Source organism: Mycoplasma zalophi (genome assembly GCF_025486335.1).
GTDB lineage: Bacteria > Bacillota_I > Bacilli_A > Mycoplasmatales > Metamycoplasmataceae > Metamycoplasma > Metamycoplasma zalophi.
In genome coordinates, this window is the sequence record NZ_JAOOPZ010000001.1 from 198406 (window position 1) to 224465 (window position 26060).

Annotated in this window: 23 protein-coding genes and 1 tRNA gene; 12 read left to right on the forward strand and 12 right to left on the reverse strand. The window is 25.6% G+C overall.

Translation table 4 applies throughout. From position 1 onward, the window contains the following. Positions 1–68: 68 nt before the first annotated feature. From N8G13_RS00840 to N8G13_RS00855, 4 genes are all read right to left on the reverse strand, one after another. Positions 69–827, reverse strand: a complete 759-nt coding sequence (locus tag N8G13_RS00840; protein ID WP_262289060.1) for a hypothetical protein — start codon at positions 825–827, stop codon at positions 69–71. Then, positions 827–4858 carry an AAA domain-containing protein gene (locus tag N8G13_RS00845; RefSeq protein ID WP_262289061.1) on the reverse strand — a complete coding sequence of 1344 codons (4032 nt, stop codon included), beginning with the start codon at positions 4856–4858 and terminating at the stop codon, positions 827–829. The genes N8G13_RS00840 and N8G13_RS00845 overlap by 1 nt, the downstream gene beginning before the upstream one ends. Positions 4859–4955: 97 nt before the next feature. Beyond that, positions 4956–5327, reverse strand: a complete 372-nt coding sequence (locus N8G13_RS00850; protein WP_262289062.1) for a PTS glucose transporter subunit IIB — start codon at positions 5325–5327, stop codon at positions 4956–4958. Positions 5328–5557: 230 nt separating this feature from the next. After that, a complete protein-coding gene (locus N8G13_RS00855) occupies positions 5558–6292 on the reverse strand; it encodes a nitroreductase family protein (RefSeq protein ID WP_262289063.1) in 735 nt (244 codons plus the stop codon). A 165-nt stretch (positions 6293–6457) separates the two neighbouring features. Here N8G13_RS00855 and trpS point away from each other — a divergent pair, with 165 nt between their 5' ends. The 7 genes from trpS to N8G13_RS00890 all read left to right on the forward strand — a co-directional run bounded on the left by trpS (position 6458) and on the right by N8G13_RS00890 (position 12619). After that, a complete protein-coding gene (trpS, locus tag N8G13_RS00860; RefSeq protein ID WP_262289064.1) occupies positions 6458–7447 on the forward strand; it encodes a tryptophan--tRNA ligase in 990 nt (329 codons plus the stop codon). 8 nt (positions 7448–7455) lie between these two features. Then, the gene (gene thrS, locus N8G13_RS00865) at positions 7456–9201 is read left to right on the forward strand and encodes a threonine--tRNA ligase (protein ID WP_262289065.1); all 1746 of its coding nucleotides are present in this window, start codon (positions 7456–7458) and stop codon (positions 9199–9201) included. Next, the gene (locus N8G13_RS00870) at positions 9201–9695 is read left to right on the forward strand and encodes a hypothetical protein (RefSeq protein ID WP_262289066.1); all 495 of its coding nucleotides are present in this window, start codon (positions 9201–9203) and stop codon (positions 9693–9695) included. The genes thrS and N8G13_RS00870 overlap by 1 nt, the downstream gene beginning before the upstream one ends. A gap of 53 nt (positions 9696–9748) precedes the next feature. Further along, positions 9749–10756: a nicotinate phosphoribosyltransferase gene (locus N8G13_RS00875; RefSeq protein ID WP_262289067.1), complete on the forward strand. Its 1008-nt coding sequence runs from the start codon at positions 9749–9751 to the stop codon at positions 10754–10756. 165 nt (positions 10757–10921) lie between these two features. Continuing rightward, positions 10922–12013 (forward strand): hypothetical protein, encoded by a 1092-nt coding sequence (locus tag N8G13_RS00880; protein WP_262289068.1) that lies wholly within the window; start codon positions 10922–10924, stop codon positions 12011–12013. A gap of 8 nt (positions 12014–12021) precedes the next feature. After that, positions 12022–12279: a hypothetical protein gene (locus N8G13_RS00885; protein WP_262289069.1), complete on the forward strand. Its 258-nt coding sequence runs from the start codon at positions 12022–12024 to the stop codon at positions 12277–12279. Between the two features lies 1 nt (position 12280). Continuing rightward, the gene (locus tag N8G13_RS00890) at positions 12281–12619 is read left to right on the forward strand and encodes a hypothetical protein (protein ID WP_262289070.1); all 339 of its coding nucleotides are present in this window, start codon (positions 12281–12283) and stop codon (positions 12617–12619) included. A 53-nt stretch (positions 12620–12672) separates the two neighbouring features. Here the strand turns inward: N8G13_RS00890 and rsmA are convergent, their stop codons facing one another. Further along, positions 12673–13443 (reverse strand): 16S rRNA (adenine(1518)-N(6)/adenine(1519)-N(6))-dimethyltransferase RsmA, encoded by a 771-nt coding sequence (gene rsmA, locus N8G13_RS00895; protein WP_262289071.1) that lies wholly within the window; start codon positions 13441–13443, stop codon positions 12673–12675. After that, complete coding sequence (locus tag N8G13_RS00900; RefSeq protein ID WP_262289072.1) at positions 13434–14204, reverse strand: TatD family hydrolase; 771 nt, start codon at positions 14202–14204, stop codon at positions 13434–13436. The genes rsmA and N8G13_RS00900 overlap by 10 nt, the downstream gene beginning before the upstream one ends. Before the next feature lie 59 nt (positions 14205–14263). On the opposite strand from N8G13_RS00900, the gene N8G13_RS00905 reads away from it, so the two are divergent. The 4 genes from N8G13_RS00905 (at position 14264) to N8G13_RS00920 (ending at position 17999) form a co-directional block, all read left to right on the forward strand. Then, on the forward strand, positions 14264–15628 hold the full coding sequence (locus tag N8G13_RS00905) for a Sapep family Mn(2+)-dependent dipeptidase (RefSeq protein ID WP_262289073.1): 1365 nt from the start codon (positions 14264–14266) through the stop codon (positions 15626–15628). Between the two features lie 284 nt (positions 15629–15912). Next, positions 15913–17001, forward strand: coding sequence for an SPFH domain-containing protein (locus tag N8G13_RS00910; protein ID WP_262289074.1), 1089 nt, complete (start codon positions 15913–15915; stop codon positions 16999–17001). Then, positions 16994–17524, forward strand: coding sequence for a hypothetical protein (locus N8G13_RS00915; RefSeq protein ID WP_262289075.1), 531 nt, complete (start codon positions 16994–16996; stop codon positions 17522–17524). The genes N8G13_RS00910 and N8G13_RS00915 overlap by 8 nt, the downstream gene beginning before the upstream one ends. A 4-nt stretch (positions 17525–17528) precedes the next feature. Continuing rightward, complete coding sequence (locus N8G13_RS00920; RefSeq protein WP_262289076.1) at positions 17529–17999, forward strand: hypothetical protein; 471 nt, start codon at positions 17529–17531, stop codon at positions 17997–17999. A gap of 99 nt (positions 18000–18098) precedes the next feature. Here N8G13_RS00920 and N8G13_RS00925 read toward each other — a convergent pair whose 3' ends face one another. After that, positions 18099–18545, reverse strand: a complete 447-nt coding sequence (locus tag N8G13_RS00925; protein ID WP_262289077.1) for a bis(5'-nucleosyl)-tetraphosphatase — start codon at positions 18543–18545, stop codon at positions 18099–18101. A 23-nt stretch (positions 18546–18568) separates the two neighbouring features. After that, a tRNA-Arg gene (locus N8G13_RS00930) sits at positions 18569–18645 on the reverse strand. A gap of 132 nt (positions 18646–18777) precedes the next feature. Between N8G13_RS00930 and N8G13_RS00935 the strand changes: the two genes are divergently transcribed. Continuing rightward, the gene (locus N8G13_RS00935) at positions 18778–19500 is read left to right on the forward strand and encodes a PQ-loop domain-containing transporter (protein WP_216488387.1); all 723 of its coding nucleotides are present in this window, start codon (positions 18778–18780) and stop codon (positions 19498–19500) included. 15 nt (positions 19501–19515) lie between these two features. On the opposite strand, the gene N8G13_RS00940 is transcribed toward N8G13_RS00935, so the two are convergent. The 4 genes from N8G13_RS00940 to plsX are packed head-to-tail and all read right to left on the reverse strand — an operon-like array spanning position 19516 to position 26059. After that, positions 19516–21426, reverse strand: a complete 1911-nt coding sequence (locus tag N8G13_RS00940; RefSeq protein WP_262289078.1) for a M13-type metalloendopeptidase — start codon at positions 21424–21426, stop codon at positions 19516–19518. Positions 21427–21428: 2 nt separating this feature from the next. Next, positions 21429–24371 carry an AAA family ATPase gene (locus N8G13_RS00945; RefSeq protein ID WP_262289079.1) on the reverse strand — a complete coding sequence of 981 codons (2943 nt, stop codon included), beginning with the start codon at positions 24369–24371 and terminating at the stop codon, positions 21429–21431. A gap of 7 nt (positions 24372–24378) precedes the next feature. Beyond that, positions 24379–25062 (reverse strand): ribonuclease III, encoded by a 684-nt coding sequence (gene rnc / locus N8G13_RS00950; RefSeq protein ID WP_262289080.1) that lies wholly within the window; start codon positions 25060–25062, stop codon positions 24379–24381. Continuing rightward, complete coding sequence (plsX, locus tag N8G13_RS00955) at positions 25055–26059, reverse strand: phosphate acyltransferase PlsX (RefSeq protein ID WP_262289081.1); 1005 nt, start codon at positions 26057–26059, stop codon at positions 25055–25057. Before plsX ends, rnc begins: the two co-directional genes overlap by 8 nt. Position 26060: the final 1 nt, after the last annotated feature.

Consider the following 26060-nt stretch of genomic DNA (forward strand, 5'->3'; position numbering starts at 1 on the left):
CTTTTATTAATTTTTGTGTTGTTTTTGTTTTAAAAAAAAACACCGACAAAACGGTGTTTATAAATTGTTTATATTTCTATTGTCGAAGTTACAATATCTGAAAAAGTTTGTGTATAAACAGAAATTGCTCTATTGTATTGTAATTTTCAAAATTTATATTTAAATGTAATTGTGTTATTTTCTTTTTTAATATCATCTACAATATATAAAACATATTCTTTGTTAATTGTTGTTGTAACAAAATGAGAAAATAGGTTAGTTTTTTCGATTGGATTTGTGGAGTTATTTATATTTGTAATTCATTCATCCACATTAATATTATTGTTTTTGTTTATTTTGAAATTAGTTTTTATTTTTGATGCTTGATCACTTGTTATTGTTTCTAAGGTAGCTTTTTTAAAACCTGAAATTATTTTTTGAAAAACAATTACATTTTGTGTAGTTTTATGTCTTAATTCAACAATAAAATTCAGTGTATTATCAGATTTATTGATGATAAAATTAAACATTTTAATTATATAGTCTGACAGATTATCACTTAAAGTAACATTTGTATATTTTTTTAAAATATTAGAATTTAGAGAATGTTCTTTTTGAAACTGACTTGCAAAATCATTTACAGAAATTTCACTTATATTGTCTTTTGCAACAATTTTTACAAATTCATTAATTTTATTTTCATCAAAAATTTGTTTATCTAAATCATATGCTTGCAGATATTTATCTTTTTTTACCATTCCAAAAGTTACTCCAACTATTGTTGAAATAGCAACAACACCCGACATAAATCAAATTAAATTTTTTCATCTATTACTTATTCTTTTCATTAATTTTCACCTTTTTCAAATTCATCATCTATATCTGTATAATCTTCTGAATTTTGGTCATAATTTGATGTATTTTGTTCAGAATTTACTATTAAATAATCTAATTCTTCATTGTTAAAAATATTATTTTCTAAAAAATCATCTATTATTTCTTCTTTATCATCATCTGTATTTGTGGGTACTTGAGAATCCATATAACCTGTAGAAATAGCTTCTTCATTTATATTATGAGCAAAATTTTGAATTTCATTTTCCTCAAATTCATCATGTATTTCTTCATCATCTTCATTTAATTGTGCTGTAAACATATTTTTGCCATCGCTTAAATTAAGTTCTGCAGAGTTGTTATTATTGTCATCACCTCTTGCTTGGAATAATGTTTCATAATCATTATCAATATTATTTAATTCTTGAGTGACTTCTGAGTATTTTTCTAATAATTTTTTATTTTGAAAGTCATTTAAATTATTATTAGAATCCTCAATTAAACCCTGTAATTCCAGTAATGAAGTATCAAAGTCACCAATTTGTGTGTTTTGTGTGTATTTTTGTGTATTTTCATTATTTAATTCAAAAAAATCTTCACTTTTGTTGTCATCATTTTCTTTATTGTTTTGTTGAATGAAATCTTCGCTTTGAAAAATATTTGTAAATTCTTCTTGGTTATTTAATTCATTTAAAGAATTTGTATTTTGAATTTCATTATTTTTATCTATAGAATTACTTGTAAATATAGTATCTCAATCCTCGTTTATTGTTTGAATTTTATTTGTTTGATTCATTTCTTCTGTTTTAATACTTTCATCTCACACAAACTCATCTAATTCATTATCAGAATTTGTTATTTTATTGTGCAACATTGTAATTTCTTTTGTTAACTCTTCAGAAACAACCTCGATATTATTTTTAGACACAATATCTTTAATATTATTAATTATATTTTTTTTGTTTATTTTTCACTCTAGTTCTTCAATAACTATTATTGGATAATTTTTATTTATTAAAAACAAAATATTGTCTTTAAATTGTAAATATAATTTTCTATTACCGGCATAACTATAATCATCTACCATAATAGCTAAAAGCAGTTTTTGGGTTTCTTTATTAATTATCGCTATATTAATTGATTTGGTTCCAATTACATAATCTTTTTGGATTTCTAACAGCGAATCTTTTTTTATTATTTTTTCTTCTAATGTTTCTTGAATTTCATTTATAAAAAAAGGAGAAATATCAAAGCTTATTGTTTCTGTTCAACTTTCTTTTTTGGAATTTTTTATGTAATTTTTCTTACTATTTTCATTTAGTTCTAAAAATTTTAACCATTCTTTTAAAATTTTCATATCATCAGTTGAAGTTTCTGAAATTCTTATATCATCTGAATTTAATGACTTTACAACAATCATTTTTTCTTTTGCTCTAGAAATTGCAACGTTTAAAGCATTTTTTCCACCTGGTCTTGCTACATATGTTGAACTTAGTGATGTGTTTTTATCATAGACCACATTAATAACAACTAAATCTGCTTCATTTCCTTGGACATTTTCAATGTTTTTAATTGAAAGATTACCATTAGAAATTGCTTCTTCTAATTCAGGATATTTAGATAAAATTTGATTTTCGATGTAAATTTCTTGTTTAGAGTTAAAAACAAGAAAAATGATGCTTTTATATTTATGTATTTTTTTGTTAATTATTTCAAGTGCTGTGTCTGCTTCTTTTTCATTTACAGAATTATTTCATGTACCATCTACTTGAATTACTTCAATTGAAGATTCAGATAATTTACTTTGATAATCATCTATAACATCTAATTTAGAATCATAAAAATTTTTAGAACTAAAAGTCATTAATGATGCCTTTTTAGAACGATAATTTTTATCTAAAAGAACATTATAAACCCCTCTTGCTTGCGCATAATCTAAAACAGATTGAATATTTTTAAAATCTTCATCCTCTTCTACTGCAAAGGAAGTACTAAATCATTTTGTTGGTTGCATTTGTTTATCATCACCAGCAAGAATTTTTCGTTTTGCTAAATATAAAATAGGAATTGCTTTTTCTAGGAAAATTTGTGAAGATTCATCTAAAATTGCGTAATCAAATTCTTCCTTACCCCACATACTTAAATCAGTATCTGGTGTTGTAATGATGATTGAAAATAATTTTTTAATCATTTCTTTATGTTCATGAAAAAATTTGTATGGACTTTTTCCCGCAGAACGCACTGACAAAGCAAATTCTCTATATTGTCTTTTTTCTTGTTCGTTGAAGTTATCAATTTTTTCTTTAGTTTTTTGAATAAGCATTTTAGCCAATTTTTTAGGGTCATTTAATTCTACCGTTTTATTTTTTAAAGAATTTTTAAAAAAAGATTCAACTAATTGTAAATTTTCAAAACTTACTGTTCCAATATATTTTATTGCATTATCTATATCTACACGAAGTAAATCTAAATTATTAGCAATGATTTGAGCACTTTCTTTAATGTTTTTTGGAAATCCATTAGTCATTTTCATAAATGCGCTTGGTTTTTTTCCTTTATTATTTTTATACAATGTTGAAGCAATTGACATATAGTCAGTTTCATATGTATTTAGATTGTAATTTATATATTTGTCTAATTTATTTAAATTTTCTAAAAGTTCAGAATTTATATTTACTTGCGACATTGTTGAATAAGCATTTAAAACATTTTGATATTCTGGCATAGATTTAATTTCTGTAGCTCTTTCAACAATTTCCTTGTCTTCATTTGACATTATTTTAAAATAACTTTCCCCATCAACGCTATTAAAATTTTCAATTTTGGATACAAAATCTTGCAGTGGTTTATAAAATGCTTCTAATTTCATATTTCTATCTTGCAGAATGAAAATTCCAAAAATAGAAATATCTTTTAATCTACTTTTAATTACCTCAAGCGCAGCTCTTTTTTGTGACACTATAATAGCAGAAAGATCTCGAGCAAGTATATTTACTATTAAGTTTGTTATTGTTTGGCTTTTTCCTGTACCAGGAGGGCCTCAAATAATGGTATCGTGATATAAAGCACTAGTGGTTGCATAATCTTGGGAAAAATTGGTTTGTTGTATTTTATACAAACCAAAATTTTTAAGAAAAATAACATCTTCAATTTTTTTCTTGTAATTATTTTTATTGTAATCTGTTGCAAAAATTTCTTCTACTTCATCATTTTCTATGATTTTTTTCATTTGGTTTCATAAGTATCCACTTGACACTTCAAATAATCCTAAAGTTAACCCTGAATAAATTGATATTGTTGTATTATTATTTATCTCTTTTGCGTTTGGAATTTTTGTATTTATACTTGGGGGTATTTGATAAAATTTATTTCATTGATTGTAGAAGTAGTTATATATTTCTTCTATAGTTTTTTGTGAAAAGTCAAAATTAGACGTGTCAAATGAATATCCATGTGATTGTAAAAAAGCAACCAATTTTGTATTAACTTTAACATCACTTGAACTTTTTATAAAAACAAGCGAATTTTCAATTTCGATACGAACTTCTTTAAAAAATAAAGGTGCAAAAACATCTTTTTTATCAGTTGCAACATTTATAAAGAAAAACCCAAGGTGCAATGGTCAAATATTTTTTTCAATAATTGAATTATCTGATTTTGACTTAATTTTTTTTCATTTAATAACTGAGCGCTGGAAACGACTTTCTAAAAATAAAGTTATTTTGTGTTTTTCTTTTTCAAAGTCAATATCTAATCTGTTTTGAACTTCAATTGGTAAATTGATTGAATACTCATCATAATATTGAATAATTTCTTCTTTTGTTCTTGCTTGTTGAATTTTCTTGATTAATTTTTTTTGTCCATATTCACCAAATTCAACCGAAAATGTGTGCTGTTTACACAATTTATCAAATGTATCATAATCAGACATTTTAAAAACATCAAAATATTTTTCATTATCGATACTAAAATTTAATGTGCTATCAGTATTATTTATATCTAAAAGATTAGTTAATAAAAAATCATAGCTACGGTTTCTTTGCATATAAATCTCCAAAATTTTAATAATTTAAATTATTAATAATTTAATTATATTATAACTTTAAAATCAAACCTTAAAACAACAAATAAAAAACCGGAAATTAATTCCGATTTTGAATTTTGTCATTTATTATTTTTTGTAAATATTGAGCATTGTTTCCGGTTATTAATGATATTGTATCTGTTTTAAATAATATTCCTTCAATGGAATTTAAAGATTTTATTTTATCAATTTGAATATTTTTTCTACTTTTAAGTTCAATTTTGAGTATTTTATGAGTAGAAGAAACACTATTTATGTTTTCTATACCATTTAAATAATTTATTAATTCATCAATAGGAAATTTGACTTTATTTTCTACTGAAAGTTGAGAATTTACTTGTTTTTGTCTATAAGATTTTCAAAATAATTTAATAGTTCCTAAAGTACACACAATTGATAAAATGTATAGAAATTTATGTAATTTTTGCAAAGCTCCTCCAATAACATTATTAATATTATACAAACAGAACAAATTTTATAATGTAAAAAGAAATAGTTTTATATATACAAAATTTTAAAACAAACAAAAAATTGTGTTAAAAATCAGTATATTTGAGTATAACTTATATTTTATTTTAAAATTTTGCAAATTCGAATAAAGCCTTAAATTACTCAATAAAAAAACAACCATTTTTAATGATTGTTGTTTTTAATTAAAAATTATTTTTTTAATTCTAATCCTCAAATTTCTTCAATTTCTTTTGAATTCATATTATATCCTGATGCTATTTTTGCCATCGCTTCAGTATATGTTAATGGTGTTGTTGTGTTTTGTGCATATTTTGTAAAAAAGTCTTTTAATACAACATTGTATTTTGCTACTTCATCATTAATTTGTTCAATGTTATATTTTTCTTTGTAAATTCTATTTAATTTTGGCTTTGCTAAACCTTCAGATTTTTTATGACCTATTGACAGACCAATAACTGGAAATGCTTGCCCTTTAATATCTAGAGCATCAATTATTTCATTAACTCCAACCCTTACTAAACCTAAAAAACATGTTCCTAAACCTAACTCAATAGCCATTGCCTGAGCAGTTGTTGCTTGAATAAAAGCGTCTCCCACTGCAACTGTATATGTTTCAGAATCGTGGCTGTTGTATTTATATTCTGGAAATTCCTTTAAAGCAATATTCATTCTGTTGTAATCCGCAAGAAAAACAATAAGCATTCCACAATTTTCTAATTGTTTAGCCTTTGGATGTATTTTTGATAGTCTATTTAAAACGGCTTGATCTTTTACAATAATAGCTGATGATGAATGTCAGTTTGATGATGTTGGTGCATTTGCAATTGCATCCAAAATTTGTTTTTCTTCATCTTCTGTTAATTTTTTATCTGGATCAAAATCCCTTACACTATATCTATGTTTTATCTTTTCACTAAATGTCATTTTTTCTTATCTCCTATAATTTAAATTTTATAATTCTTTAATTAAAATTTTTAAAAAATTTTTTAAATGAAATCAATAAAATAGGTTATTTTTTCAGTTTCTATTTACTATGTAAATAATTTATAATATAATAAAGAAATACAAATCAAAATTGAGGTTTATATTATGAAGAGATTATTAAGTGGAATAAAACCTACTGGGGAATTAACGCTAGGAAATTACCTGGGAGCATTAAGAAATTTTATTAATTTACAAAATAATTTTGATGCATATTATTTTGTGGCAGATTTACACGCTTTAACCACAAATGATAACAATCCAGAAGAATTAAAAAGAAGAAGAAAAGAAGCTGTTGCATTGTATTTAGCGTGTGGGTTAGATCCTTCAAAATGTACAATTTTTTACCAATCACAAGTCTATGAACATGGAATGATGCAGTGACTTCTTACTTGTGAAACAACACTTGGTGAATTGAATAGAATGACACAATTTAAAGATAAGAGTCAAAAATCCCTAAAACAAGGAAATGGAACTGAAAGTATACCCACAGGATTGTTGATGTATCCTACATTAATGGCAGGAGATATCTTATTGTATGGCGCTGAATATGTGCCTGTTGGAGAAGATCAAACACAACATGTTGAATTAACAAGAACAATAGCAAGAAGAGTAAACAACAAATATAAAACAAGTTTAGTATTGCCAGAAGCTTATATACCAGAAGCAGGAGCTAGAATAAAAGACTTACAGGATCCCACATCTAAAATGTCTAAAAGTGATAAAACTTCAAAAGGTACAATTTATCTTTTAGAAGATCCAAACTTAGCATACAATAAAATTTTAAAAGCAGTTACAGATTCAGAAAATAAAGTATATATATCAAATGAAAAACCTGGGGTAACAAATTTATTAAATATTTACGCAGGACTAAAAAATATAACTATTAAGCAAGCGGAAGAGCATTTTAAAGATAAAAATTACAAAGTTTTTAAAGAAGAAGTTGCTACTGAAGTTAAAAATCTTTTAGTCGATATTCAATCTAAATTTAAAGCATCACTTGATGAAGTGGAAAAAGTAACAGAAGAAGGAGCAAAAAAAGCCCAACTTATAGCAAAACCATTATTAAATGATTTACTTAAAAAAATGGGTTTTTAAAATAAATTATGAACAATGATTATAAAACAAAACTAAATCACACAACAAGCCATTTACTTGCTGCAGCGGTATTAAAACTTTATCCTGATACTAAACTAGGAATTGGTCCAGCAATAGAAGATGGGTTTTATTATGATTTTGAATTTTCTCAACCACTTTTAGAAGAAAATTTAAAAGATATTGAAAAAGAAATGAAAAAACTTGCAAAAGGAAATTGAAAAATGGTGCAAGTTTCTGAAAAAGATTATGATTTAAATTCTCAACCATATAAAAAAATTCTTTATGATGAATTTAAAACCCAAAACAAAGAAGTAACATTTTATAGCTTGCAAAACCCAGATAATGGTCAAGTTTTATTTACAGATTTATGCGCAGGAAATCACGTAGATAATGTAAAGGAAATTAAACATTTTAAAATATTATCATTAGCAGGTGCTTACTGAAAAGGTGATAGTAAAAATAAAATGTTAACCAGAATTTATGGTACGAGTTGACAAACAAAAGAAGAATTGGATAATTATTTACAAATTTTAGTAGAAAGAAAAGAAAGAGATCACCGTAAAATTGGAAAAGAATTAAATATTTTTACTTTTAACCAATTAACAGGACAAGGTTTTCCAATTTGATTAGAAGACGGGATGAAAATTCACAATTCTATTCGTGATTATGTAACTAAGTTAGATAAATTATATGGATTTAAAGAAGTTTTAACTCCTCATTTTGGTGAAAAGAAACTATATGAAATTTCAGGACACTGAGCTCATTATCAAGACACCATGTTTAAACCAATTGAAATGGATAATGAACAATTAATTGGACGTCCAATGACATGTCCACACCATATTATGTTATTTAATATGACAAGACGTTCATATCGTGACTTACCAATTCGCTATAGTGAACAATCAAGATTATATAGATATGAAAGATCAGGAGCTTTAACAGGGTTAGAAAGGGTTAGATCAATGGATCTTACTGAAGGGCATGTTTTTGTAAGACCAGATCAAATCAAAGATGAATTTAAACATTTATACAAAATGATATTAGAAGCATTGAATGATTTTAATATTGAAATAGATCATATTTCACTTTCACTTCGCGATCCAAAAAATACAGAAAAATTCTTTGATAATGATGAAATGTGAAATAAAGCTGAAAATGATTTAAGAGATTTATTACAAGACTTAAAAGTTGAGTACAAAGAATTTATTGGTGAAGCAGCATTTTATGGTCCTAAGATTGACATTCAAATTAAAACAAGTATTGGTAGAATCATTACAATGTCAACACTTCAATTAGACTTTTTATTACCTACAAAATTTGATATGAAATTTGTAGATCAAAATGAACAATTAGTTACCCCTGTTTTAATTCATCGTGGATTAATTGGTACATATGAAAGATTTGTTGCAATTTTGCTTGAACAAACAAAAGGAGCGCTTCCATTTTGATTATCACCAAAACAATTGGTTATTGTTCCAATTTCAGATAAACACTATGAATATTCACAAGAATTGTACTCATTTTTCTTAAAAAATGATATTAATGTTGAATTTGATTCAAGAAATGAAAGAATGAACAAAAAAATTAGAGAAGCTCAAATTCAAAAAGCAAAATATGTCGCAATCATTGGAGATAAAGAAACAGAAGAACAAACAATAAGTTTAAGAGCTTATGGCCAAGATAATACTGAAGTATTTACAAAAGAAGAATTATTAAATAAATTTATAGCATTAAAAAGAGAATTAAAATAATGTCAAATTACAAAATAGAAACTTACAAAATTGAACGTGTGTGTGGTTTAACATATCATTGAAGAATTGCGCTATATAATATGTTATTTATAGTGTTACCTTCTGTTCTGCTTATTTTTCTTTTAGGGCATGATATAGAATCAATATATAACTCTTATTCTCATAATTTAACTTGATGAATGCTACTTTTAATTACTTTTGGATTTTGATGAATATATGTTTTAAATACTTTACTTTTTATTTATGTATTTAAGTGATTTGGTTTTGAGATATTTAATGTATTAATGCCAATTTCTGTAGTGCTTTTATCCTTAACCATGTCAAGTGCATTTAGTGAAGAATTATGATTTTTAAGAATCATTTTATGTATTGTTTTATTCTTTAGTTTTTATCCAACAATTTTAGTAAATAAACACATAGCAAAAAAACAATTAGCAAAGAAAAAACAACAAGATTTAATTCAAAGACAAAAAAATAAATCATTATTAGATTAAAAAAGAGCGAGATATTTTAAAATATCTTGTTTTTTACACAAAGGAACCAAAATATGAAAATATTAGATAATAGTGCTATTTATTTTTCCAAAACAGCTAAAATAGCAAAAAAAACACTAAAAAATAACATTACAACATTACAATTTTTTCAAAGAAATGATAATGTTATTTTGTGTGGTATAAATGAGGTTTTAGATATTTTAAAAACACATACAAATACACAAAATTATAAAATAAGCTTCTTAAAAGAAGGAACAATAATTAACAATAAAGATGTTGCATTAGAATTAGAAGGTCCCTACTGAGAATTTGGTGAATTTGAAGGAATAATAGATGGTATTTTGGCGCGCCAATCTTCAATTGCAACTAATGCTTATAGAATTAAACAAGCAGCTAGAAATAAAATAGTTGTATCAATGGCAGATCGTGCAGATCATTATAGAAATTTAAGTGGTGATGGTTATGCTATTGAAATTGGTGGAATAACTAATCATGCAACATATGCATCAAGTAATTTTAAAAAAGAAAATACTTGAGGTTCAATGCCGCATGCATTAATACAAATGTTTGATGGAAATATAATTGAAGCTTGTAAAGCTTATTTAGACACTTTTGATACTGATAAGTTAGTTGCTTTGGTTGATTTTCATAATGATGTAATAACGGATTCTTTAAAAGTTTTAAAAGAATTTAAAACAAAATTAAGTGCAGTTAGAGTAGATACCTCAATTTCTATGATTGATAAAATGTTTGTAAATAATGAAAAAGAATATGGGGTAACTCCCAACCAAATAAAACAATTAAGACAAGCATTAGATAATAATGGTGGAAAACACGTAAAAATTATTGTATCTAGTGGTTTTAATGCTGAAAAAATTACATATTTTGAACAAGAAAATACTCCAGTAGATATATATGGAGTTGGTGGTGCTTTAACTAAAATATGAATTAATTTTAGTGCCGATGCAACAAAAAATAATGGAAAATTATGTGCAAAAGCAGGTAGAAAATACAGAGAAAATTCTGAACTTATTGAGTATAAAGAAACAACAAATAATTAATTTGCAACTGATAACAATTTTATAAATTACTTTTGTGATATTATTGATTAATTACAAAATAAAGTCTATATCAATAAAACAAAACTATATTATAATATAGTTGTGAAGTCGAGAAAATTTAAGAAAAAAATTAAAAGGAGTAGTGTGCTCGTTTTTGGTGTACTCTTGGCAACAATACCATTACTTGCAGTATCTTGTAAGTATGAAGAGCTGAATAAAAATGAACAAACACAAACCCTAATTTGAGAAAATAAAATTAAAAACAAAGAGGTTTTACCAAATATTTTAGAAATACAAGATGCAGCTGATGTGAATTTTTATTATTCATCATGGGGTATACAACCATTTTATAATTTAATTCGACTTGCGATGCTTTCTAAGCAAAATGTAAAATTTTATGTTGATGGTGATAGAGAATTTCAGAACTCTTTAAATGAAGGGAAATTTTTAGATTTTTTAAATAATAAAAGAAAAACTAATAAAATTACACAAAATACAATTGACATTTTAAAAGGAAGTAGTGAATATGATTATTATGAAATTGCAGATAAATATGCAAAGGAAAATAAAGATAAAAAAATAAATGTTTTTCTTAATTCAGACCACATAACAAATCACATATGAAGCAAGTATTATAATTCACTTACTAAATTATCAAAAAATAATAACGTAAATTTAATAGCAATTGAAGACTCAGATTTATTGGGTGATTTTTTATATGATTCATTTTGAAATACAAAAGAATTTAAAGATCTATGATTTAATAAAGAAAACAATGAATGAATGATACCTGCAAACGGAAGAGTAAGTAGACAAAATCAATATCTTTTAGCAAACACAATTGACAATTTAAAATTGTTTTTTAGTAGTGGAATTTTAAGTACAAAATTAATAAATTTAGGATTTAAAAACATTTATTCATTTTTTAATGACGAAAATAAAACATTAAAAGATATTATTTTTTCAGAAAGAGATAACCAAAAAGATAAACCAAAAAGGTTATTTTCATATTGGCCTGAAATAATTGGTTTAGATTGAAAAAAAGAAAAATCAATTGTTGATAAAGTAAAACAAACAGAAAATAAACCAACTTTAATCGTTTTAGGAACAAGTCGTGCAAAAAACGATATTAATAATTTAGATATTATTGTGGAAAAATACTCGGAAACATACAGTATTTTTTACAAGGGCCACCCTGGTTCAAATTATATTTCTAGAAATATTGAATTAAGATTTAGAGATGATAAAAAAATTTAGTAAATGTTTTGGAATCGCAAATTCAATCTGAAGAATTAACTACAAATCACGCAATAGAAGAAAACGGTTTATATTTTGATAAATGAATTGGATTAGATAGTATTTCTAGTGCATTATATGGAATAGATAATAATAAAAACTCTATTGAAGATTTACTTGCTGTATATGACCTTAAAAAAGGTAAATTAATTTTTCAAGCAGAAAATAAAGAAGAATTTTATGACTCTATTAAGTTATTGTTAAAAAAATTAAAGGAAAGTAAATAATATGAAAAAGTCAATTTTAAAAATCTTTTTGAGTGTGTTTTTGTTGAGTGTGGCAATTGTTTTAATAGTTTTAGCTGCTTTTTCAGATTATAAAAGAATGTATCAAGGACCTGTTTGAATTACACAACTTTATCATTTAATAAATTGACAAGCAAGAGATATGCAAGATGTTATTTACAAAATAAAAATTGGATATATAGTTTCATCTACTTTTGCTACATTAATAACCATAACTTTTCTTACAACATTTTATTTCTTTTATGTGCGCAATTATATTCCTAAGAAATATTGTTTAATAACTAAAATACAAACAATAATAAGTAAAAAAATAATCAAATAAAAAAATAACAAAACCAAAAACAAAAAAAGCTTTGTTATTTTTTATTGCTTAAATTATATTTCATTAAATTCTTTAAAAAGCGTTTTGAAGGTTTCTAAATTAAGTTCCTGTGCTCTTGTATTTTCATTTAAATTTAATAAGTTAAATTTCGACAAAATTGTTTCTTTTGAGTATTTTATCAGTAAATTGTTGAGCAATTTCTTTCTTTTAAAAGAAAAACAAAGTTTTATAAATTCTAGAAATTCAGTTGTATTGAATTCAATATCAGTTTTAAATTCAAAAGAAACAACGCTTGACCACACCTTTGGAGCAGGATTAAAAGCATTAGGGCTTACATCGAATAATTTTTTTACGTTGCAAAAATAATTACTTGAAACAGTTAATTTTGAGTAATTTTTTGTTGATGGTTCAGCAATTATTCTTTGAGCTACTTCTTTTTGCATTAAAATTATTGCTTTGGAAAATTTGTGATAATTATCAAATATTTTAAATAAAATATCACTTGTTATATAGTAAGGAATATTTGCAACAATAACTGAGTCTTTTTCAATGGATGATAAATTTTCTTTTAAAAAATCAGCATGAATTAACTCAAAATTATCATCTTTTATATCGTTTTGCAAAATTTCTATCATATCTTTATCTATTTCGTATGCAATTACTTTTTTGGCTTTTTTTACAAGTAATTTAGTTAAAGCACCTTGACCTGGACCAATTTCAATTACGGTTTTATTTTCAATATCGGTTGCATTTGCAATTTTAAAAAGAATATTTTTATCTTCTAAAAAATTTTGTCCTAAAGATTTTTTTGCTTTTATTTGCATTTTATTTTAAATACTTTCTCTACATTATTTTCAGCTTGTTTTATTAAGGTATTTTCTGAAATCATTTTTAGTGCTGCTATAAATTTATAAGTATATTTTACATAAGGACTTTTATTTTCTTTTCCACGCATAGGAGTTGGTGCTAAATAAGGTGTGTCAGTTTCAACAAAAATGCGATCAAGAGGTATATTTTTAACTGCTTCTTGTGTATCTTTTGCATTTTTAAAAGTAACTACTCCTGAAATAGAAAAATAAACATTAGGATTTTTTAATAAAACTTCTACATCATCTTTGTTACCAGAAAATGAGTGAAAAATAAAAATCATATCTTTATATTCTTCTCTAAAAACAAATTTAATAGCATCTTCCATTGCATCTCTTATGTGTAACATAACGGGTATATTATGTTTTTTTGCAACCTCAACTTGACTAATTAGTGAAATTAATTGTTCTTCTTTTGATGGTGTATTATCATAATGATAATCTAACCCTATTTCACCGATTGCAATTACATCTTTTGTAATTATTTTTTCAAGATCTAATCCGTCTTGCATACCATTTGATTCATTTGGATGAATACCAATAATAGGATATACAAAATCTAATTTTGAACTTAAATTGATGGTTTCTAAGGAGTTATTAAGATTAGTTCCTACCATAAAAAGTAGTTGCATTTCTTCTTGGTGTCAATCATTACAAATTTGTACAGGATCTTCAAAATATTCTTTAAATGGATGTGTGTGTATGTCAATATATTTCATATTATTCCTTTTTTTATATAAACAATTATAATTTAAAGTATATATTAATGAGGAGAATTATGGACAACATTATTAAATATAAACAAACTAAAGAAGAATTTGACAAAATGATTCAACAAATTGCTGATTTATGTAAAATTCCTTCTGTTTCAGTTACAAATTTAGAAAATGAATTTCCTTTTGGAAAAGAAGTAGATAATGCTTTAAATTATGTTTTAAATTTATCAAAAGAATTTGGATTTAAAACTTTTAAAGATGCAAAAAATCGTTATGGGTTTGTGGAAATTGGTTCAGGTAAAAAACTTATTGGTATTTTATGTCATTTAGACGTTGTACCTAGCGGTGATGATTCACAGTGAGAAAGTGCTGCTTTTGAACCATTAATTAAAGAAGATGAAATTTTTGGAAGAGGTACTTTAGACGATAAAGGTCCATCAATTATAACTTTACATGCAATGAAATATATTCTTGATAATAATTTAATTGACGATAATTACACAATTAGAGCTATTTTTGGTTTAAGTGAAGAAACAACCATGGAGTCTATGAAATTTTATTTAAAAGATTTTGGTTATCCAGATTTAGGATACACACCAGATGGAGAATGACCGCTTGTTTTTGCTGAAAAGTTAATTTTTGATTATAACTTAAAATTTGACCAATACCAAGATCTGAAATTATATGCAGGTGAAGTTTATAATCAAATACCTGATGCACTTGTTGTTGAAACAAAAGAAGCAAATGATTTATCTAAATTATTTAAAAAAGAAGATATCGAAATTTTAGATACAAACAAATTTTTAGTAAAAGGTATTGCAGGTCATGGATCAACACCAGCAGCAGGTGATAATGCTATTTTAAAATTTATAAAAACTGTTGTTGAACATGATAAAAAATATCTTGAAAATGATTTTTTCAAATATATGTATTTAAACTTTAAAAACAGTGATTTTTCAATGCCTGATTTATTTTTTAACTATGAAGATGAAAGTGGAGTTTTAACTTCAAATCCCGCAATTTTAAGAACTGAAAATAATGAATATGTTATTGGTTTTGATATGCGTGTACCTGCTAAAAAAACACCAGAACTAGTAACAAAAGATTTACTACATTATTTAGATGTGAATGAATACAAATATACATTTGAAATGGTAGGATCTAAAAATGCTAAATATATAGCACCCGATTCTGAACTTGTACAAACATTAATGAATGTATATAGACAAATTACTGGAAATTATGAAGAAAGACCAATAGCAATTGGTGGTGGAACTTACGCAAGAACTTTTGAAAATTGTGTTGCTTTTGGTGCAACCACCAAAATGGAACTTATGCATGCTCCAAATGAAAGATTCACATTTAAAGAAATAAAAATGGACTTAGAAATCTATATAAACGCTTTAAAAGAATTACAAAAATTATAAAACAAATTTATTTATTAAAAGCCGTTTTAGGCTTTTTTAATATTATTTGACAACAATTTATATTGATTTTTGAACTAATTTGTGTGAATCAAAACTCAATAAAGACTAATGCGCTATTCAAGGTTTGAAAAACAAATAACAACACTTTCTTTTTGTATTAATATACAAATTTTTTTGTCAAAACCAGTTAATTTTTTTGTGTTTTTTTAAGTAAATGTTGTTTTTTTTTTTTTTTTTGATTTGTCATTATAATTTCGTTTGATTAAACAAATTGAAAGGAAAAAATGGCTGAAAAATATAACTATATAAAATATGATGGTGATTCATACTTAGATGAAAATAAAGAAATTTTAGAGTGATTAATTCACAAACATAATGCATCTGAAATCACCGATAGATCAAAGATAACTGTTTCACCGGGTCAAGTTGCAATTTTAGTACACAATGGAAAGATTGAAAAAATTCTAAGCAATGGTACTACTGAAATAAAAAGTGAACTTCTTCCTGGAATTGTGCAAATTCAAAAGAAAGGTTTTAAAGGAGCTAATACTTTTCCAATAGAAATATATTTTATTAATACAAGGTTAAAATTAGATTTTTTATGAGGAACAAGTTCTCCAATTGAGCTTAGAGATCCAATTTATGGAATTATTTTACACTTAATGGCTCGTGGTCAAATGGCGTTTGAAATAAAAGACTATCAATATCTTTTCGATACATTAATTGGAACTTTTAGTAATAATTCAACAATTTATTTTTCGTATGTTTCTAACTTTTTTAAAGGTGTAGTAAATCAAAAAATTAGAGGAATAATAGGAACTACAATTTTTGACAAAAAAATTCCATACGATAGATTAAATTTATATATTAACGAGATTCAAGATAAATTAAAAGAAACCATTTTAGATGCGGTTAAAAAATTTGGGATGAATATTGTTGATTTAAATATCGAAACCATTGAAGCTTGAGATGAAGATGTAAATATGGTAAATGATATCCTAAAACAACGTGCACATTTAGATATTATGGGTGAAAATAATTATCGTTTACAAAGAGGATATGATATTTTAGAAAAAGGTGCTTCAAATGAAGGGGGAGCAGTAGGAACGTTTATGGGAGTTGGAATGGCTCAAAATTTTAATGCTAACATAAATAATCAAAACAGAGGAATTATCCCATCTACAAACAACTCTTCTGAACAAAATACTGATTTTGTTTCATGTATACATTGTTCGGCAAAAATTAAAAAATCAATTAAGTTTTGCTCAGAGTGTGGTCAAAAACAACAATTAACATGTACACAATGTAAAGCAAATATACCAGTAAATACTAAATTCTGTCCTGAGTGTGGAAAGGATCAGATAAATGAGTAATAGTAAAGCAATTAAAGAAAGTAAAATAAGAATTATTCCATTTTTAATTTCTTATGCAATTATTTTAATATGTTTAATTTTAATTCCCTTTTTGATCAATGGCGTGAATTTTTTAGTACCATGAAATAATTCGGGGTGATCTTCAGGGAAATTTTCAACTTACATAGTGATTAAAATTGTTGCAATCATTACAATGATATTAATTGGAATTTATGTTGCAATAAGAAAGTTATATCAATGATATTTTATTGTTTTTATGGCACTTGCAGCAACATTACAATTTACTCCATTAATTGCTAGATTAAGTCTAAATTCAACTTGAAATCCTATTTTATTAACAATTTTTATTTTTCTATTTGAGTTAGTGATTTTAATTTCTGTTGTTGGTACATTCATTTACTCAAATGAAAGAATAATTAAATGAGCACCTTCTTTTAATCCAAGCGAAATACAAGTAAGACAAAGTACTAGAAATGAAGATGGGACATCATCTCAAACATATAATAATAACTATAAAGGATAATTAAATGAATAAAAATATATGTCAAAACTGTGGAGCATCTTTCTCACCAGATAAAATCAGATGTAAATATTGTTTAACCCATAACCCAAATTATGCAATGAGCAAGCAAGAATTAAAAGATTTAAAATCTGAAGAACAGATACAAAATAAATTCATTGATAAATTGTTACAAACAAATGAGAATCAAATGGGTGGAGTAAATATAAATATCAATAATGGCACACAATATAATGAAAGTCTTCAACAACGTGCCGCAACCTTAAAATCACAATTACAAAAGGAAATAAACATAGGTATATGGATTTTATGATTATTTCTATTTATGCCGGGTGCTCTTGTGTATGCATTTACAAGAAAAACACCAGGCCCTAAAGTTGCAATAAAAATTATATCTGTAATAATTTTTATTGTTTGATTAATATTAGTGGTATTGTGATTTGCCACAACAAGAAGCCATGCCTCAAGCTACTATTAAAAAAATGACAAACACAGTGTCTTATGTGTTTGTCATTTTTTATAAATTAGTTTGTGTGAATTTTAAATTAATAATTTTACTTTTTATGTAACTAAAGCATTAACTTTGGTGTTTTTTTCATATATCAAACGGTTGAATATCATTTAAAAAATTCTGACAAGTTTCTAAATGTTTTTTATCTTCTTTATAACTTAAAATTTCATAAGCTTCTGATAGGGTTACTCATTTAGCTTCAGTAATTTCTTCTTCTTGTTTTGTTATTTTTTTACTTGTGGGGATACCTATGAAATAAATTACTTCTTTTGGTATATTGTCATATATCACATACTTACTTTTTAGTCTAATTTCATTTGTTGCAAATGGTATTGCTTTAATACCTGTTTCTTCTAAAACTTCACGTATTGCTGTTTCTTCTTCTGTTTCATTTTTTTCAACATGACCCTTTGGAAATCCTCAATGGGTTCTTTGATTAACAATTAAAACTTCAGTTTCTTTATTTTTGTTTAAATCAAATAAAATCAAACCACAAGACTTTTCTTTTTTCATAATACCTCCAAGCCAATAAAAAATGGCGATCACGAAGGGAATTGAACCCATGACCACAAACTTAGGAGGTTTGTGCTCTATCCTACTGAGCTACGTGACCACTATTATTATTTTATTATAAATTATATTTTAATAAAACTTATATAAAAACACAAAATTAATTTATTAAAATCAGTATTAAAATAAAATTAAAATAAACACCTAAGTTGCTTTTTTGCTATAATCATTGAATATGGATACATTTTTAAAAATTGGCGAAGTGTTCGGATGATTCGGAGCATTTGCAACTGTATTTCTAGGATTACCACAATTAATAAAATTAATAAGAGAAAAAAGCGTAGGAAAGGTTAAATTTGTAAGTTTTTGAGTATTTTATTGAGGATTATTCGCTTGGGTTTTATTCGGAACATTTTTACCAGGTGGATTAGTTCAAGTTGCTATCTCAAACTTATTATGTATTTATATATATTCAGCTGTTATTTTTTATTTATATTACTATGATGAAAATATTGGTAAATTAAAAAATAACAAAAAAATTATCTTGCTGAATGTAAGTATAATTATCGGAGTTTTTTGTATTTTGTCAACAGCGATGACAATATATGGAATTATCCCTAATACACAAAAGATTCACAATTCAGTTGTACAAATGATTTTAGGAATAACAATTCCTTCATTTACCTGTTTAGCATTCATGCCACAAGTATTTTACAGTTTTAAAACAAAAAACTTTGCAGGAATAAGTGCATATATGGTGCTGATGTTTATTATGAACAATGTTTTTTGAATAATATACTGAGTATCAAGACTAGTAGAACAACACACATATGCATTTGCGATATCACTTGGATGACAAATATTTAGCTTAATAATATTTAGTGTTCAAATGATATATACAATTGAGTATTATGTTAAACTTAGAAAAACAAAAATTAAAATAAAAAGCCACTCATAAATAGTGGCTTTTTTGTTATCAAATTTTTACTCTTTTTTCTGGAGATACATACATTTTATCTCCTTCTTTTATATCGAATTCTTCATAGAATTCATCCATATTTGAAAGTTGTATATTAGCTCTTAATCTTGTTAATGAGTGAACATCTGTAAGAAGTAGTAATTCAGCATATTTAGGTAAATATTTAGCTCTTCAGATTGTTGCATAGTTAATCATAAATTCTTTTGCGTTAAAATCTTTTTGCATTTTAGCAGATTCAAAAGCACAAGCAACTCCGCCACAGTCAGCAATATTTTCAGATACTGTTAATTTTCCATTACTAATTCCATACTCTGTTTCAATTCCATCAAATAATTCAATCATTTTTTGTTCTTTTTCTTTTAGATTTTCATAATCTTTTTCAGTTCATCAATTTTTGATGTTTCCATTTTCATCAAAATTTGCACCATTATTATCAAAACCATGTGAAATTTCATGAGCCATAACTGTACCAATACCCCCGAAATTTTGTGAAGAAGATTGATCTATTGAATAAAAAGGAGCTTGTAAAATAGCTGCTGGGAAAACTATTTTATTATCTGTTGGTGAGTAATATGCATTTATCATAGCAGGTGACATACTTCATAAAGTTTTATCTTTTGTTTTTAAGTATTTATTTAAATTTTCTTCAACAGCTAATTTTCTAAAGTTTAAAAGGTTTTCAATTAGGTTTGAACCTTTTTGATAAGTTTTTGTCACCATAAAATCGTAATAAGCATTAATTTTATCTGGATATCCTACATAAGCTTTAAAACTTGAAAGTTTTTTTTGTGCTTGTTCAATTGTTTCTTTTGATAATCAAGTATTTTCAGATAATCTTTTTTGATATACTTTTATCATTTCTGAAACCATTTTTTCAACATCTTGTTTTGCTTTTGGTCCGAAATATGTTTCACCATAGAATTTACCAAATACCATACTAAATTCAGATAAAGCTAAATTTCTTGCTGAAAGTTGTTTTTCAGTGGCTTCTTTTACACCTGTAAATCCACGACGGAATTCACCCGCTAAAACTCTCATTTCATCGGTTAAAAATGGTGCAAAATTATAAATAGCATGAATTAATAATCTTGCTTTGTAATTTTCAAAATTTTCTTTTGTAAAAATATTATCAAAATTTTCTAAAAACTGTGGATACATTACATTAGCAAATTCAACTTTATTATTTAAAAGATCTTCAACTACAGAAATTATGTCAACGCTTTTAACTTGTTTTTTAATTTCTTCTGAAGTCATTATGTTTGCAATATTTAGTATTTCTGCTCCAAATTCAGGACTTGGTGTGTATTGTCATAATGAACCATCAAAATTTAATGCTTTTTGAATTAATTCTTCAGCTTCATTATCTTTGTAGTTAAATTTTGCTAAAAGTTTTTTAGTTGATTCTTCAAATAATTTATATAATGCAGCTTTTTTTTCTTCATTTTCATACATATTTTTAGCTGGTAATATAGTTGATGGATTACCCATGTATAAAATTTCTTGTTCTGAATTTTTTAAATTTGTATATACTTCAACTTCGATTGGAAGATATAAACCTATATAGTGCATTTTTTTATAATTTTTAAACACATCATCAAAAGATTTTAAACTGTTAATGAAATCTAAAATATTTTGAACAGGTTTTTTTCCTAGTTCTTCTCTTTTATCCCAATCATTAGCCATTTTATATAGCTTAATCATTTCAGTTAATTTTGGGTAATTAGTAGGAATTGTTGTTAAATCATTAGATCATTTTTCTATAAGTTCTTTTTGTAATTCTTCTACTTGATCATGTAGAATCATGAATGTTCCTGTTGCTGTTTTATCAGCTCTAATTTTTGCTGATTTTAATCATTCTCCATTTACTGCTTCATAAAAATCATTTTTTAATAATTCTTTATCCATATTTATTCTCCTATTTTCTTATCTTGTATTAATTCTTTTGCTTTTGATAGTTCAACACTAAAAAATGTAGTAACTCCACGATTTTGCATTGTTGCTCCATAAAGTTTATCAACTCTTTCCATTGTTCCTTGTCTATGAGTAATTACAATAAATTGAGTATCTTGTTTTAATTTGTGTAAAAATTCAGCAAATCTAATAACATTAGCTTCATCTAATGCAGCCTCAACTTCATCTAAAATACACAATGGAAGGGGTTTTGCTTTTAGTATACTGAAAAGTAAACTAATTGCAATAAGAGCTTTTTCTCCTCCACTAAATAATTTTAAATTTTTAACTGATTTTCCTGGAGGTTGTGCAATTATATCTAATCCAGTTTCTAGTAAATTATTTGGGTCTGTATACTTAATTTCAGCCATTCCCCCACCAAACATTTTGTTAAATACAAATTTAAATTCATTATTAACTAATTCAACTGTGCTAGTAATTCTATCGATAATTATTTTATCCATTTCATCAATGGCTTTTTCAATGATATCTTTTGCTTCGGTTAATTCTTTTTGAGATTCGCTTATTTTGTCATAACGTTGTTGAGTTTGTGTTAATTCTTCAATACTATCAACATTGACATTACCTAACTCTTTTATTTCAACTTTTAAGTTTTGCACAATTTTTTTAGCAGATGAATAATCTATATCTGGGTTGTAGTAAAGCTCTTTTGCGTTTTCATAAAGTAAAGAATATTGTTCACTTAAACGTTTATTCGCTTGTTCAATTACTGAATTAGCTTTAGTTTGTTGGACTAAATATTTTTCACGAATAGCCATTGTTTCACGGTAATTTGCATTTAATTCTGTTTTTTGATCAATTAGTGCGTCAATGCTAATATTAATTTCTTTTAGTTTTTGATTTTTTGAATTTAATATTGCTAATGTTGTATCTCTTTCTGAAATATAAGTTTCAATTGTTTGACTAAAATCAATATTTTCTTCTAGGGTTATTTTTTTATTTGTGTGTGTTTCGTATTGATTTTTTAATTCATCAAATTCATTAATAGCTTCATGTTGTTTTTGCTTAATTGCTGATAATTGTACTGAAAGTTCTCTATTATTAGTTGTTAATTGTTCTTTTTGGAATTGTAAATCATCACGAGTTTTTGTTAATTCATTGATTTTTTTAGTAACTTGAGGAATTAGATCTTCCAATTCTTGAATTTTTTTATCTAATTCAAATGTATTAGATTGTTGAACACTTTGCCCACCAGTCATTATTCCACCAACTCTTATAATATCCCCATCAAAAGTAACAATCATGTATTTTTTTTCAAGTAATTTTGATAATTTATTAGCTTCATCGATATTGTTTGCGATTAAAATGTTTCCTAATAAAAATTGTCTTAAAGCATCAAATTCTTTTTTGGTTTTAATGAGATCACTTAAAACACCAACAAATCCTTCTTGTGTTTGTGCTACAATCAAGTGTTCTTCACGTATATATCTTGGTTTTATAGAAGAAAGTGGAATAAATGTAGCCCTTCCTGCCTTATTATTTTTTAAAAATTCAACAGCACTTACAGCGGTTTCTGGTACATCTACAACAATATTTTGCAGCGCGCTTGCAAGCACAGTTTCTACTGCTAAAGTATATTCTTTTGGTACTTCTAAAAGATCAGAAACAATACCTTTATAACCTTTGAATAGTGATGAGTTTTCAACTATTGTTTTTGTACCTTTAGTTAAAGTTAATTTATTATCTCTAATATCTTTAAATTGTTCTAATCTAGCATTTAATTTTGAGCGATTATCGTAGTGTGAACTTAAAGTTTTATTTACTTCAAATAATTGTTTGTGAATTTCAGTATTTTTTTCAGATAAATCTTGAATTTTCATATTTGCTTGAGTTTCAAATTGTTTGTAAGAAACTATAATTGCGTTTAATTCTTCCAATCTTTCTTTAATTGATTCAATTTTTTCTGATAGTGAAACTTGAATTTTTCCTGATAAAATTCATTCTCTTTGTTGTTTATCTTGAATTGACCTAACTTGTAAGTTACTAATTTGTTCATTTAGTGAATTAATTTTTAAGTTAAAATCTGAAATTTCTTTATCCAATTCTCTTCTTTGTTGTGTAACTAAGTCTAATTGTGATTCAACTGTTTGTAAATTATCATTTAAATTTCAAATAATATTATCAACATCACCATATTCATTTTGTAAATTATTAATAATTTCATTAGCTTCATTTAATTCATGCACTAATAAAGCAACTTCAACTTCTTTAAGTTGTGAATTTTTGTCTATAAAAACTTGTGCTTTTTCAGCTTGTCTTTTTAAAGGTTTTAGTTGTCTATCAAGTTCTTCCACTAATGTAGTTATATTTACTAAAGCTTCATTAGTTTTTTCTAATTTTTTTTGTGCTTCAGCCTTACGAACTTTGTACATGTTTGTGCCAGCTGCTTCTTCAAAAAATTCACGCCTTCTTTCAGGTGTTGCTTCAGCTACATCGCTTATTGTTCCTTGACTAATTATTGCAAGTGAAGATTTGGAAATACCACTTTGCATAGCAATTTCTTTTATGTCTTTCATTCTTGCTAGTTCACCATTTATATAGTATTCATTTGAACCTTTTCCACGATATAGAACTCTCGAAATTGTAAATTTATCATGTGGAATAGAAACTTCTCTATCTGAGTTATCAAAAGTTAAAATAACCTCAGCTTTATCCATTTCTTTTTCAGTTTCTGAACCACTAAAAATTACATCTTCCATGCTGTCACCACGAAGAGCTTTTGAAGAAGATTCACCTAAAACTCATTTAATAGCATCATTTATATTACTTTTTCCACTACCATTAGGACCAACAATAGCAACTATTTCACCATTAAATTTTAAATTTACTTTATCAGCAAATGATTTAAAACCATAAGCTTGTACTTCTATTAATTTCATATTCCCCCTAGATGTTTAGATTTTCTAAAGCATTTTTTGCTGCATTTTCTTCAGCTTCTTTTTTATTTTTACCAATTCCAACTCCATATTTTGTTTTGTTGTAAATAACAGTTGAAATAAAACCATCATCATGTTTTTTTGTTTCATAACTTACTGATAAATCATTTGATTGGATAAATTCTTGAAAAAGAGTTTTTGCATCTTTATTTTCTTTATTTGCATAATATTCAACTTCAGTAAAAATAGTTTTTTGAAGAATTTTTTCTACTGCTTTCATCCCCAAAGAAAGATATGTTCCGGCTATAAAACTTTCAAAAATATCAGCATAAACTTTTTTAGAATTTTGTAATTGTTGAATAGCACCTTTAGAAGCTTTTAATAGTGAAAATAAACCATATTTTTGTGAAATTTTAGCAAGATTTTCAGTTTTTACAAGAGTGGATCTCAATGTGGTTGCGTGTCCTTCATCAATGTCATTATGTTTTAAAAATAAATATTCTGATACTTTAAACTGTAAAATAGCATCTCCTAGATATTCATTTAATTCATAACTTTTATATTGTCTATGTTCATTTGCAAATGTTGAATGAGTAAATGAAATATCAAAAAAAGTAAAATCTTTTAAACCAGCAGTGTTAATTTCAAATTTGTGTAAAATATCTAGTAATTTTGTAGTAAATTCATTATTCATTATTTTCCTCAATTTCACTCAAGTGTACTTGAATTTTTTCAATGGTTTGTGCTTCTATAATTTGTTTTAATTGGTTCAAAGCACCGTAAAAAGCATTTTCATCACTTCTACCATGTGCTTTTGCAACTATTTTATTAAATCCTATTATTGTTGCAGCTCCTACTTGTTTATAATCAAATTTATTTTTAATTTTTCTTAATTCTTTTTTTAATAAAAGAGCTGCTAATTTATTAATTCAAGAAGCTAAAAATGCATCTTTTAATAGAATAAAGAATGTAGAAAAAGCACCTTCCATACTTTTTAATAAAATGTTGCCTGCATATCCATCAGAAACAACAATATCAACATCACCATTTAAAATTTTGTTGGGTTCAATAAAACCGGTATATTTAAATAAATTTTTATTATCTTTTAATATTTCATGCGCTTCTTGTTGTATTATTTGTCCTTTGTAGTCTTCTGTACCAATATTTAAAAGTGCCAATTTGGGATTATTTTTGTTAAATAATGATTTGTAAAAAATTGTTGCAATTTTTGATCATTGTATTAAATATTCAGTTTTTGTTTCAATATTTGCGCCGACATCTAAAAGTAAAAATTGCCCTCCATTTTTTTTGGGCATTAAAGGCATAAAAGCAGGTCTAGATACTCCCTGCAATCTTTGTAATTTTAGTGTTGTAATAGTCACTAATGAACCTGAATCTCCACTGCTTAATAAAGCATCTACATCATTTGCTTTAGTAAATTCTGTTGCTTCTAACATAGAAGAAGGATTTTTTAGAATCTCGCGAAGATTTTGAGTTTTGGTAACAATAAAAGGTGAATGATTAAAAATCACATTTTTAGGTAAATTTATGTTCAGTTCTTGTAAATCTTTATTATCACCAAACAAAATTAAAGTATAATCAGAATTTTCAAGAGCTCATTTATAAGAAGCTTTTATTGCGTTTTTTGAACCATTATCATTATTTAGTGTGTCTACAACAATTTTTTTCATA